Consider the following 13,264-nt stretch of genomic DNA (forward strand, 5'->3'; position numbering starts at 1 on the left):
ATAGAATTCTTATCTTAACTTGCCAATATAGATGTAAAAAATGATGAAGAAATACCGTTTAGTTTTTTGGGGAATTGTATTGAGTTTATTGTTGTTTGCTTGTAAAAGTGAACCCATAGCTGACAATGCAAAAATGACAATCAACAAGCAGTGGAATTGTTTACTGGATTCAGATACGTTGATTAATCTAAGTTTGCCATTTTCTGTGATAGATGAGTTGAATAAGGCACAAGAAATCCCCGAACCTTTTTATGATGACGATATTTCTAAAATACAATACGATATTTCTAAATATCGTTTCGTGAAAACTTTTCAAATAACTAAAAAACAATTAGCATATCGTTTTATTCGCCTTGCGATGGGGAAAATAAACGGAAAATGCCAAATATTTCTTAATGGGAAACAACTACCTTATGGTTTTGATTTTTTGGCAAAAGAAGAAATGGATCTCAAGGATTTTTTACAAGAAGGGAATAATATTCTTGAATTGAACTTTAAAAAAACAGCGATAGGAGATCATTTTAAAGCACCTTTTTCTGGAGGGAATAATTGGACTCCTTTGATTGAGAATTATGGTGTATTAGATACTTGGGAAATTAAATTTTCCAACACAGTAAATGCTCAAAAACCATTTTTGAAACTCTTAGAGCAAAAGGAAAATAAGCTTATTGCTCAATGGATGATTCCTTTTGAAAGTTTTAAAAATCAAAAACTCGAATTTGTTTGGAAATTTGACGAGAAGGAGTATCGTGCCGAAACTTTTGCTGAAAAAAAAATAGGCTTATATGCCCTACCTTTTCAAATTGAAAATCCAGAATATTGGTTTCCTTGGGATCATAATACGGCAGATACTGCAAAACTATATCATGGTGTACTTGAAGTGTATGCCAATGAAAAATTGATTGAAATTAAACCGCTTGATTTTGGTCTAAAGTATCTACAATGGAAAAACAACGATAATCAAATAGAGTTTGTACTCAATGGGAAATCTACACCTGTAAAAGCCTTGTGGTATGCTCCTTTTTCATGGGTAAAACCCGATACAGAGGAGGAATTCCTATGGCAAATAAAGGAAATAAAAAAATTGGGTTTTAATTGTTTGAGAATTTCGTCAAAAGAAGACTATTTAAGAGAGGCGCTTTTAGCCATTGCGGATAAGGAAGGGGTGTTTATTTGGCAAGATATTCCACTAGGAAAACTCCCGCAGAAATGGACGGCGGCTTATCAAGTTCATCTTAGACAAAATTATACTTCACTTTTAGAAACATATAGAGGACATCCTTCTGTGTTGTCTCTGGGTGGAATTTCAGAGAAAGATTATGTTTTAAATGATTCACTATCGGGACTTATTCATTATGAGATTTTTGAACAAGAACTCCCTCGTTTGACAAACATTTTTAGTAATCTAGAATATATTCCGAATTCGAGTTTTGTATGGAATGATGCCCCTATTCAATTATCTCATTTTTCTTTTCCCAGTTTTCAAAAACTCCCCGTTTGGACACAAGAATCTAAAAGAGATTTGTATGGAAATACATGGTGGACAAGGCTGCCACCATTGGCACTAACGATGGATTCCATGATTCAAACAATCATTAAAGAACATCCGCTTCCAAGCGATTTAGAGGGGCTTATGTATTATTCTCAAATACAGCAAGGAACTTTTTTGAAGAACCAAATAGCACAGAAGCTAAAGAAAAATCCACATACTTTATTTGTTCCTGTTCATTTAAAAGATACTTGGCCAGCTATTCAATCTAGCTTGATGAGTTATTTTCAAATTCCTAAAATGAGCTACTATATGCAAAAACGAAAGGGCGTATATATAGAGAAGATTGGAGAAAAGGAAGCATGTGAATATCGTTTGAAAAATCTTGGCGATACAGATTTTGATGACCAAGTAATAATCCGATTTTTAGATCAAAAAGGTCATATTATTAATGAAATATCACAAAATATACAGTTGCCAAAAAAACAAGAAGAATTAATTTTAGCATTAACTCCCGAAGCATTACCAAAAAAATGGGCAGCAATGAGTAATGCCATTCTTGAAATAAATTATGGAGAATCATTGGCTTACAGAGAGGTATTTAGATTTGATTATCGCCAACTTCCTTTAACAGATTTTTTGTATAAAAAAGAGAAAAACGGAATAAAGATTGTCTCAAATACTTTTATGCCATTTACAGGAATAAAGTGTGATCAACAAGGACAATTTACACAAGATTTCTACCATTTATTACCTGGAGATACTTTGTATTTTGAATTTATAAAAGAAAATCCAGAAGATCAATTACAAGTGGAAGGAGTAGATATATTAAGCTATTATAATACCTTTGAATTATGATGAAGAAAGGAAATATTAGAAAACTAGAAGTGCGCTTGGATGGAAATCAAGTTTGCTACTCATTGAGATTGTATGATGTTTTGGATGCTCAAAAAGAAGTTATTGATTTTAATGAATTAGTTTCAAGGAATATAAAAATTAGCTTTACAGGAAATATTCATTGTGTGATAACTGGTAAAAAGATTCCCAAAGCTTATGGAGAAGGAATGTCTTGGGATGCTTTTCAAACTTCACCTATGGCAGATCAAAGTATTGTAAAACCAGAACTCTCTACAGCTCATTTAGGAATTCCTCGTCGTGATTATGATTGGGAACTAAAAAATCATGTAGTACCACATTTTGTTTATTTGAGTTTTACCTCAGATTTTAAGGTAGGTGTTACAAGGTATTCTCAAATTCCTACCCGATGGATTGATCAAGGTGCAATAGCCGCAGTGAAAATAGCTGAAACACCTTATCGTCAGGCAGCAGGGCTTATAGAAGTCGCTTTAAAAGATTTTGTAAAAGACAAAACAAACTGGCGGAATATGATTAAAAACCAGTCTTTTGATCTCAAAGAAATGGAGGCCATACGTAATAAGTTAATTGCGAAAATACCTTCAGATTTTGAGCCATTTGTATTAAAAAATGAACCGATACAAATACTGGATTTTCCCATTTTAACACCTTTACAAAAAGTAAGTTCTATGAAACTCGATAAAACTCCCGTGATCGAGGGGAAATTAATAGGAATAAAAGGGCAATACTTACTTTTTGAAGACCAGAAAGTAATGAATATGCGTGCGCATACGGCTTATGAAATTGAAATTGAATATTAAAAAATCTTTGTAGATTGAATATTCGAGCATTCATAAAGCAGTTTAGAAACAGGGCAGGAGCTTCTATATTTTCGGCTACAGTTCTTTCTCGTGGATTTTCGTTTTTGGGTTCTTGGATTGCTTATCAATTTATTGATGAAAAAGAACTTGGAGTTGCGCTCTTTGCCTTCACAATTGTCAATTTTTTGATGCCTTTAACGGGTTTAGGTTTAGAGCAGAGTCTATTGAGATATGCTACCTTAACAAAAGATCAAGAAGAGAAAGAAAGGCTCTATCATTTTACCGTGAAAAAGGGTGCTTGGTTAGTTGTTTTGCAATATGTTCTCACTGTTTTAATCAGTTTTCTCATTCCCTTTGAGTTCTCAAACACTCCTTTTTATTTAGCTGTTTTAGGGCTCATATTTATTAGCTATTATTATTTTGAACTCCTACAAATACGTTTTCGCCTTTTTCATCAAAATGATTTGTTTGCTCAAGCAGAAAAAAGTAGGGCTTTTTTACAAATTCTTTTTATCTCCTTTGGAAGCTACTTTTTTGGGGCGATTGGTTTTGTGAGTTCGTTTGTTTTATCATCTTTTATTACTTGGTGGATTTTTAAGCAAAAAATAAAAGAAAAGAAAAATAAGAATCAACCAAAAACTTTGATCAATAGGAAATATTGGAGTTATGGACTATTTGCAAGTCTTGCAGGTGTTGCTACTCAGCTTATTTTATCAGTAGATATCTTAATGATAGGTGAAATACTGAAAGACCCTGAGCAAGTTACCTATTATCGATATGCTATTTTATTGCCATTTAGTCTTATTTTTATTCCTCAAGTGGTTTCCAGTACAGATTTTGTTTTGCTCACAGAACGAATTCAAGACCGAAAATATATTCGAGGTTATATCCGATCCTTTATGAAACTCATGAGTGGTATTTCCATTGGGGTAATCTTATTTTTCTTTTTTTTGGGGAGAAAATTATTAGAACTCATCGGTCCAGAAATGCCTCAGTTTTTTCCACTTTTGATGATTATTTCTTTTGGAGTTGTTTCGGTACTAATTTTTAGAGTTTTTTTTAGTAATATGCTTTCTGCTTTAGGAAAAATGCATGTGAATTTTTATATCAATATGATCGGAATAGGGATGAATATCATACTTAATTTCTTATTGATCCCTAAATATGGAATTCTTGGAGCTTCTATAACTTCAACATCGGTCATGTGGCTAACTTCTCTAATTACCTATTTTTGGTTTAGAAGAGCTTATGCAAACGGTAGCCAAGGGGCTGAAAGGTTAATGAAGGTAGAAAAAAATGATTAAGAAAGAAAAAAAGAGTAAGTCTATGAAAACTGATATCAAAATAATAGGTTTCCCAGACCATGAAGGAGTTCAAAATGTGGGAGGAAGAATAGGAGCCGGTAAGGGACCTTTTTCTTTTGAAATATTTTTTAAGAAATTGAATGGAGATAAAAATTTTCAAGAGCTTAAAAATCAAATAAATCATATAGAATTTGAGGGCTTGAACCTTGAAGAAAAACATCAAAAAGTGGTGGAGATTATTTCTAAAACTACTCAGGATAACTCTCCAACAATTGCCGTAGGAGGTGGGCACGATTTTATTTATTCTTACACCAAAGGAATTGCTCAAAATAAAAAAGTATCGGTAATCAATATTGATCCGCATCTTGATATGCGTCCTTATGAGGAATGCTTTACAAGTGGAAGTCCTTTTAGAAGGTTGATTAATGAAGACGTGTTGGACACACAGAATTTAGTGGAGTATGGAATTCAAACCCAAGCAAACGCACCAGAACTTTTTTCTTATGCCGAAGAGAACTCTGTTGATATTGTAAATTACTCAAAGATCTCGGAACAGAATTTTATTCAACTTTTTGAAGAGAAGCTTAATAAACTTTCGGAGTCATCTGATGAAGTAATTTTGAGTTTAGATTTAGATATGATCCAGGCGGCATTTGCTCCAGGAGTTTCGGCACCCGCAGTAGAAGGTTTTTCCCCAGAGCAGGTGAGGAAACTCATAGAGAAAGCGCACGAATTTCCAAAAGTGAAGCATTTAGGGATCTTTGAATTAAATCCAGTTTTGGATATCGATGATCGCACTGCTCGATTAGCAGCATATTTGGCATATCATTTTATTATGAATTAAGATGGAGATAGGGATATTTAATTTTGACTTATGAGTTTAACAAGAAAAAAGGTATTTTTGTCTAAAACAAATCTAATTACAATGAAGTTAACATCTATTTTATTCATAGTTACCATGCTATTTTCTTTAAACTCTTTTGGACAAGTAGAAGCTGTAGAGGTAGATAATAGAGTCAATCAACTATTGTCGAGATATCAAAAACAGAAAAAGAAGAATAACAAAGTAGATGTTTATAGAATTCAATTGTTTTCTGGAGACCGAGCAAAAGCTCAAGCTGTTTTAAGTAAAGCAGAGAATAGTTTCCCCGAGAAAAAATCGGATATTGTTTATGATCAGCCAAATTTTAAGGTGAAATTAGGAATGTTTCTTTCTAGTAATCAAGCTCGTGCATTTTTGGATACGATGGGGAAAGAGTATAGAAAGGCTTATGTATTAAAAGAATCCGTATCTTTTAATAAACTCATTGCTCAAAAAGAAATTAAGGAAGAATCCGAGAACTCAGAGTCTTTTGATTCTGAATATTAAGATGATGAAGGAGTTTCTGAAATATGAATAAACAGAAGATACTTTCGCAAACTCCACTTTTGCTCAGAAAAATTTATCCAAATCGTATTTGGAGATTAAATAAAAATCAGCCGTCCTTATGTATAACATTTGATGACGGACCCACTGAAGAAATTACCGAATGGGTGCTTGATGTTTTGGAATCATTCCAAATTCAAGCACTCTTTTTTGTGATTGGTAAAAACGTGCAAAATCACCTGATGATTTACCAAAAAATATTGGATAAAGGACATCAAGTAGGAAACCATACGATGAATCATGCAGATGGATGGAAAGTGAGCAAAGAAGAGTATGTTAGAGAGGTGGAGGCTTGTAGGAAAATAGTTAATTCCACTTTGTTTAGACCACCTTATGGTCATTTGACTAAAAAACAAGAACAGCTTTTAGTTACCATGAATTTTCAAGTGATCATGTGGGATGTTATTAGTTTTGATTTTGATAATAGTTTGAGTGGCGATCAGTGTTTGGAGATTCTTAAAAATAAAGTCAGAAATGGTTCTGTTATTGTTTTTCACGATTCTCAAAAAGCATTTGAAAGATTAAAATATTGTTTACCTAAATTCATAGAATGGGCATTATCAAATGGATATCATTTTGTGCCCTATGAGAATGATTGAGATTTTAGAAAATTAATTTAAAAAAGGCTCTATGAATAGAGCCTTTTTTAAGTGAGTTAAGGTTATCTAAAAAGAGCAACTGTTCCTCTTCTTTTGTATCCGTTTTGTAGTTCAATAACATAGTAATAGGTTCCCGATTCAAGAAATTCACCATTTTCACTATTTCCATCCCAGCAGTTCGCAGAATTTTGTTCGGTACATGTTTCATAATGATCATTTCTAAACACTTTATTCCCCCATCTGTCATAAATTGATAGAATAATATTTGTGTTGTTGTAAGGTTCTATAACGAAAAAATCATTTGTTTTGTCTCCGTTTGGAGAAAAGGCATTTGGTGGTGAGACAATTCTCGGTCCTACATTTACGATTTTTAAGTTTTCAGATTCACAGTAAACATTGGTTGCTGTTTGAATAATTTGGTAATCTCCTTCTGAAAGGAAAGTATATTCAAATGTAAGTGCTGTGTCAAAAGTGTGTATTGGCTGATTCGATCCTGTAGGAGGAATTATTTTATACTTGATATCATAACCATAATCTTCACCTGTTTCAATTTCTACTGTTTCTTCAAGAGAAATTTTTGTGTCAGAAATATTGTATTCTACCTCAGGTACTTTGTATGTCGTAATATAGTTTGGCTCAAAATCTTCTGATGAACAACCATTCGATTTGTCTAAAACTTGTAGCCTTATATCAAACGTACCGATTTTGTTTTCAGAAAAGTAATAGCTTACTTCTTGCTGTTTAAATATCTGTCCGTCTATATACCAAGTGTATTCATAGTTTGGATTTATAACAGAAGGAGAGAATGTTACCTCATTTGGTAAACAAGAGAACTCTGGACCTGTTATTTGAGCGAGATCATCTTCTGTTATGGTTATTTCTGCAAAAGTTTGAGTTTGACATTCTTTATAAATTGTGGTAAGTGTTATTTGGTGTGTCCCAGCTTGATTAAAAGAAATACCGCTTATATACTTTCCAGTCATAGATGGATTTGTTGCAGCGGGTCCAAAGTCCCATACGTAGGTTAAGCTAGATTGCCCCGAAGTAGTTATCGCATTAAAATTGAAATTGTTTCTAGAAAGACATTGAGTGGGCTCATTGATGTTGATCACACTCTCTACAGGAGCTTCAAGTACTATAGGAAGTATCGTTGTGTCATTACAGTGAATATTATCAGAATAAGAGATTAATTTAACATGATAAGTACCAAAGCCTGGAAATGTATGTACAGGTGCTTCAATACTCGTGGAGTCTCCATCATCAAAAATCCATGTATAATTCTCTGCGTTAATACTATTATTTGCAAAATTCACTATTGTATCACCACAACTAATGGCTTCAATTCCGCCAACTACTCCTGGAATGGCAACATTAATATTACAATCGGCAACAAGATAACGATAAACTCTTTGTACATATCCAACTGTGTCGTTGTTTGCGTCTATTTGATAGGCCGTTGTTCCAGCCATAAATTTTCCTATTTCTGTTGGAGTTCCCTGCCACAATCCTGTTAATGTATTATGGTTCATTTGTGGGTTAGAGCCTATTGGGTAAGCAGCTGTATAACCTGTTACAAAAGGCATGGTGTTTAAATACGGAGGAAGACCATTATCATTTCTTAGAGGATGATGATAGTTATATCTAAATGCAAAGGCTCCTTCTCCTGAATCGTCTCCCGTGGAATCAGTTACAGATAAGTCTGCAACGGAGTTCGCATATTCACAAAAGAATGTTGGAGGAGGGTTGTTAAATCGTGGACTATCGTCACAGGAATTAAAGGAGGTTTTAGGAATTTTGGTAACGCAAGCGAAATTTATACTATTTGGAGTTTGAATATTGGTGATTTGTGATGAAAGTGTTCCGCTACTATAAGACAGTAAAATTCCGTGCGAAGATGTGGGTAAAAGAACATCTTCTATAATATAAGAACCTTTTTGTACACAAACTGTTGGGAATTCTACACAGTCATCCACTTCGGAGAAATCAATATCTTCAATGATATCAATACTTTTATTGAATGTCCATACAGTCGATGGTGAGGGACCTAGTTTTACTGCTTTTAGGTTGATATTTAAGAAATTAGCAGAAGTGGGTCCACAGTCTTTATACATGATTGCTGTGACAGTGTATTTTCTGTTAGTACCTTGTACTCCAGTACACTCATAATAGACTTCACCACCTAATATGTGGGAAGCTTTTGATTCATTTATACTTATAATAAATAGTAGAATAAGTAAAGAGATTATTTTTTTCATGATAGAAAGTATTAAGGTTAATATTAGCGGTAAGGATTAACTTATCTATTCAAATGTAGTTAATTATTGGTCTGATTTTTAGTTATTTATATAGACAGATATGTGGATGTTTCTGAATTCAACTTACTTAATGTGTTGTTTATGAGGTTCTTGTTGTTTTTTTAAGAGTTATTGCTTTTCGTGATGATTTTTTTGCAACTAATTATGTTCATTTATGCTGTTGATTTGCTAGATACGCTCTTGTTTCATGATGTTCACAAAAGAGTTTTAACACTGTTGTAAATCAACACCGTAAGTGGTGTAAGTTTTTATAAAAAAAATAAGGCTGTCAATTTTATTTTGACAGCCTTATTAAGGTTAGGTTTGATTTTTCTTAAAGATATATGATTAGTTAAAGAGATTTACTGTACCTCTTCTTTTATATCCATTTTGTAATTCAACAACATAATAGTAAATTCCTGAATCTAAAGAATCACCATTTTGATTAGTTCCATCCCAACAAGTTGAGGTATTATCTGTTGTACAATTTTCATAGTTATTATCTCTGAAAACTTGTTTCCCCCATCTATCATAAATCGTCAATACAATATTCTTATTGTTGTAAGGTTCAATGAGGAAGAAGTCATTTTCTCCATCTTTGTTAGGTGAAAATGCATTTGGAGGAGAAACAACTCTAGGTCCTACATTTACGATCTTTAAGTTTTCAGATTCACAGTAAACATTTGTTGCTGTCTGAATGATTTTATAGTCTCCTTCTGATAGGAAAGTATATTCAAATGTCAGAGTTGTGTCATAAGTGTATACTGGCTGGTTTGATCCTGTAGGAGGAATGATTTTATATTTAATATCATAACCATGATCTTCACCTGTTTCAATTTCCACTGTTTCTTCAAGAGAAACTTTTGTTTCAGAAATGTTGTACTCTACTTCTGGTATTTTGTATGTAGTGATGAAATTCGGTTCAAAATCTTCTGAAGTACAACCATTAGTTTTATCTGTAATATGAAGTCGGATATCAAAAGTTCCTATTTTATTTTCTGCAAAATAGTATTTCACTTCTTGTTGTTCAAATTTTTGCCCATCAATTGTCCATACGTATTTGTAGTTAGGATTAATTACAGATGGCTTAAAGGTTACTTCATCAGGAAGACAAACAAATTCTGGACCTTCAATTTGTGCCAAATCATCTGCTGTGATGGTAATTTGGGTTGTAGTTTGTGTTTGACATTCTTTATACGTTGTATATAATGTAATGGTGTGAGTTCCTGTTTGATTAAATTCTATTCCACTAACATATTTTCCACTAGCATTTTGTTGTGTAGCTGCAGGACCAAAGTTCCATTCGTATGTTAGGTTTGATTGTCCTGAAGTAGTAACTGCATTAAAGTTGAAGTTATTCATAGATAAACATTGCGAAGGCTCATTCACATTTATTGAACTTTCAACTGGAGCTTCTAGCTTAATAGGAAGAATGGTGGTATCATTACAGTTTGGATTATCTGAGAAAGAGACTAACTTAACATTATAAGTTCCGAAGTCAGGGAAAGTATGTGTTGGAGCGATGTCTGTAGTTGTATCTCCGTCGTCGAATACCCAAACATAATTATCTGCATTAATACTGTTGTTTGCAAAGTTTACAGTTGTGTCTCCACAATTAATTGCTTCAACACCTCCAATTACTCCAGGGATTGCAACGTTGATATTACAATCGGCAACAAGATAACGATAAACTCTTTGAACATATCCTACGGTATCGTTGTTCGCATCTACTTGGTAAGCAATAGTACCTGCCATAAATTTTCCAGTTTCTGTAGGAGTTCCTTGCCACAGCCCAGTGAAAGTATTGTGAGTCATTGGCGGATTAGAACCAATAGGGTATGCTGCGGTGTAACCAGGAAGAAAGTTCATGGTATCTACGTAAGGTGGCATTCCTCCATCGTCATCTAAAGGGTGATAATAATTATATCTAAAAGCAAATGCTCCTTCACCGGTATTGTCACCTGAAGGGTCACTTACAGATAAGTCTGCAATTGAATTTGCGTATTCACAAAAGAATGTAGGAGGTGCATTGTTAAAACGTGGACTGTCGTCACAAGAATTAAAAGATGTTTTAGGAATCTTAGTTACACAAGCAAAACCTGTACTACTTGGGTTTTGAATATTTGTAATATCAGCTGATAATGCAGAACTACTATATGATAAAAGTATTCCGTGCGTAGAAGTAGGCAATAGGACGTCTTCAATCACATAAGCACCTCTTTGAACACAAACAGTAGGGAATTCTACACATTCATCAACTTGAGAGAAATCGATATCTTGGATTTCATCAACATCTTTACTAAATGTCCATACTTGTGAAGGATTTGGTCCGAGTTTTACGGCTCTAAGATTAATGGAAAAAAAATCTACAGATCCTGGGCTACAATCTTTATACATGATTGCAGTAACGGTGTATTTTCTATTAGAACCTTGTACTCCTGTACATTCATAATATACTTCACCACCCAAAATATGAGATGCTTCTACATGCCCAGAAAAAATGAAAAGAAATAGAATAAAAAGTGAAATAAACTTTTTCATACTTAAAAAATTAGTTAATGTCAATAAAAGACTGAGAGTGAAAAAATATTCTTCTCTGCATAACAAATTTAAAAAATGTCTTTAGAATACCCATAAAACCTCTTGGACAAAATTGTGGATGATGAGTTATTGAGTTCTAACCATTTGTTTTTTAAGTGATTTTGGTATTGTTTTTTTGGGTGGAACTATAAGTAATAAGTGAAGGATTTTTTATTAAAACACTTCAAAAGAGCTTTTGAAGGTTCAAAATGGTTAGGTATTTAGGGTAATTTTTTTATGATAATCATTAAAAAAGGCTTTCTGAATGATTCGAAAAGCCTTTTTTAATTTTTGAAAAATGTTATTTTTCTTCGGTTACAATTTCATCTAGCGGATGATCACAAACATAGCCAAAAAGACATTTATCTTTTATAATATTATCTACATATTTCGGAATCATATCTTCCCAACCAGGTTCATTGTTTCTGATCATCGAAAGTACTTTTCTGGAGAAGATATGTAGAATATCTTGATCAAAATTCTCGATATCAGCAATTCTTTTGTTGTAAACAAAATAGTCATAAAGCGGTCTGTATCTTGGATGAATATCTAAGTTTTGTGTTGTGAAAAGCTCACCTGTTTTTGGATCTCTAAATGGGTAGAGATATACTTTAAGATCTCTATTAAACATTCTTCCGAATCCTTCCAAGAGTCCACCAGAAAGGTTGGTGTAGAATTTCTCATTGAAAACATCTTGGAGATTAGGTACTCCAAGTATTACGCCCATTCTTTTCTTTGTAAATGCTGAAAAATAATCGAGTAGTTTATAGTAGCGTTGATAATTTGAAATCATCACAGTTTGACCTAAAGAACAGAGTATTTTTGCTCTATCTAAAAAGTCCTGTTCATTTATATCTCCTTCTGCTCTAAGGTTATTCAAGGTAATTTCAAAGAGTACAACAAGTTTTTTCTTTTCTACTTTAGGGTCATTCACAAACATTCTATACCCCTTTTTGATCATGTCGATATTCACTTTAGTAACAGGTCTAAAAGACCCTCTAATGGTTAGGATATTCTTTTTGTAAAGTAAATCTGAGGGTTGAATATTATTTCCGTCGGGACCGAAGATAACCGCATCGGTCATTCCGTTCTTGACTAAAAATAAACTCAAAAGTCTGTTGTCAACTTCTTTAAAGCAAGGTCCATTCATCTGGATCATGTCAATTTCCACTTGATCTCTTGTGAGGTTGTCATACAAACTTTTGATAAGTTCTTTTGGTTTATCTGCAAGATACATACAACCATACATCAAATTTACCCCTAAAACTCCTACGGTTTCCTGTTGTAATTTAGCATCAGACTCGTGAAGTTTTAAGTGAATGATTACTTCGTTTGGCGGTTCATTGATATCTGATAGAAATTTAACGCCCATCCAACCATGACCTTTGATTGTTTTAGAAAAATTGATAGTGGCTATGGTGTTTCCATAGGCAAAAAAACGTTTGTTAGGATGTTTTTCTCTCTCAAGTCTTACTTGAATCAATCCATATTCGTGCTCAATCATTTTTTTGAGACGAGATTCACAAACATACCTTCCTGAGTGTTCTTTTCCATAGATTGCATCGCTAAAATCTTTGTCATAGGCAGACATTGCTTTGGCAATAGTACCAGATGCTGCTCCAGCTCTAAAGAAGTGTCTTACAACTTCTTGTCCTGCGCCTATTTCTGCAAATGTTCCATAGATATCTGGATCTAGGTTTATTTGAAGTGCTTTTTGGTCTGGTCTTAATGTAGAAAAATTAGCCATTATACAGTCTATTTTGAAAGGGTTGTTTCTAAAACAAATGTAAGAAGAATTGGTAGGTGTAGAAATGTATTTTTGCAAAAAAAACATTAAAATTATGTTTCGTAATATTGTTTGGAATTGAATAAAATAATCTCTTATTATTTATTCAG

The 13,264-nt window shown here is 33.2% G+C and carries 9 protein-coding genes; 6 read left to right on the top strand and 3 right to left on the bottom strand.

Annotated features, from left to right (window positions below; translation table 11 throughout):
• The first annotated feature begins 40 nt into the window (after positions 1-40).
• The 6 genes from N4A45_02185 (at position 41) to N4A45_02210 (ending at position 6,494) form a co-directional block, all read left to right on the top strand.
• On the top strand, positions 41-2,347 hold the full coding sequence (locus N4A45_02185) for a hypothetical protein (GenBank protein MCT4664026.1): 2,307 nt from the start codon (positions 41-43) through the stop codon (positions 2,345-2,347).
• On the top strand, positions 2,344-3,165 hold the full coding sequence (locus tag N4A45_02190; GenBank protein ID MCT4664027.1) for a DUF2797 domain-containing protein: 822 nt from the start codon (positions 2,344-2,346) through the stop codon (positions 3,163-3,165). Before N4A45_02185 ends, N4A45_02190 begins: the two co-directional genes overlap by 4 nt.
• A gap of 14 nt (positions 3,166-3,179) precedes the next feature.
• A complete protein-coding gene (locus tag N4A45_02195; protein ID MCT4664028.1) occupies positions 3,180-4,469 on the top strand; it encodes a polysaccharide biosynthesis C-terminal domain-containing protein in 1,290 nt (429 codons plus the stop codon).
• The gene (locus tag N4A45_02200) at positions 4,462-5,313 is read left to right on the top strand and encodes a formimidoylglutamase (protein MCT4664029.1); all 852 of its coding nucleotides are present in this window, start codon (positions 4,462-4,464) and stop codon (positions 5,311-5,313) included. Before N4A45_02195 ends, N4A45_02200 begins: the two co-directional genes overlap by 8 nt.
• Positions 5,314-5,394: 81 nt before the next feature.
• Positions 5,395-5,838 carry a hypothetical protein gene (locus tag N4A45_02205; GenBank protein MCT4664030.1) on the top strand — a complete coding sequence of 148 codons (444 nt, stop codon included), beginning with the start codon at positions 5,395-5,397 and terminating at the stop codon, positions 5,836-5,838.
• A gap of 23 nt (positions 5,839-5,861) precedes the next feature.
• Positions 5,862-6,494: a polysaccharide deacetylase family protein gene (locus N4A45_02210; GenBank protein ID MCT4664031.1), complete on the top strand. Its 633-nt coding sequence runs from the start codon at positions 5,862-5,864 to the stop codon at positions 6,492-6,494.
• A gap of 62 nt (positions 6,495-6,556) precedes the next feature.
• Here the strand turns inward: N4A45_02210 and N4A45_02215 are convergent, their stop codons facing one another.
• The 3 genes from N4A45_02215 to N4A45_02225 form a co-directional block, all read right to left on the bottom strand.
• On the bottom strand, positions 6,557-8,749 hold the full coding sequence (locus N4A45_02215; GenBank protein MCT4664032.1) for a gliding motility-associated C-terminal domain-containing protein: 2,193 nt from the start codon (positions 8,747-8,749) through the stop codon (positions 6,557-6,559).
• A 387-nt stretch (positions 8,750-9,136) separates the two neighbouring features.
• Positions 9,137-11,329, bottom strand: coding sequence for a gliding motility-associated C-terminal domain-containing protein (locus N4A45_02220; protein ID MCT4664033.1), 2,193 nt, complete (start codon positions 11,327-11,329; stop codon positions 9,137-9,139).
• A gap of 340 nt (positions 11,330-11,669) precedes the next feature.
• Positions 11,670-13,115: a TonB-dependent receptor gene (locus tag N4A45_02225; protein MCT4664034.1), complete on the bottom strand. Its 1,446-nt coding sequence runs from the start codon at positions 13,113-13,115 to the stop codon at positions 11,670-11,672.
• Positions 13,116-13,264 lie beyond the last annotated feature (149 nt).

This window comes from Flavobacteriales bacterium (assembly GCA_025210805.1).
Taxonomy (GTDB): Bacteria; Bacteroidota; Bacteroidia; order Flavobacteriales; family CAJXXR01; genus JAOAQX01.

Coding starts and splice junctions, on each gene's coding strand:
- N4A45_02215 (MCT4664032.1), bottom strand. CDS start 8,749: ATGAAAAAAATAATCTCTTTACTTATTCTACTATTTATTATAAGTATA.
- N4A45_02210 (MCT4664031.1), top strand. CDS start 5,862: ATGAATAAACAGAAGATACTTTCGCAAACTCCACTTTTGCTCAGAAAA.
- N4A45_02205 (MCT4664030.1), top strand. CDS start 5,395: ATGAAGTTAACATCTATTTTATTCATAGTTACCATGCTATTTTCTTTA.
- N4A45_02225 (MCT4664034.1), bottom strand. CDS start 13,115: ATGGCTAATTTTTCTACATTAAGACCAGACCAAAAAGCACTTCAAATA.
- N4A45_02185 (MCT4664026.1), top strand. CDS start 41: ATGATGAAGAAATACCGTTTAGTTTTTTGGGGAATTGTATTGAGTTTA.
- N4A45_02190 (MCT4664027.1), top strand. CDS start 2,344: ATGATGAAGAAAGGAAATATTAGAAAACTAGAAGTGCGCTTGGATGGA.
- N4A45_02200 (MCT4664029.1), top strand. CDS start 4,462: ATGATTAAGAAAGAAAAAAAGAGTAAGTCTATGAAAACTGATATCAAA.
- N4A45_02220 (MCT4664033.1), bottom strand. CDS start 11,329: ATGAAAAAGTTTATTTCACTTTTTATTCTATTTCTTTTCATTTTTTCT.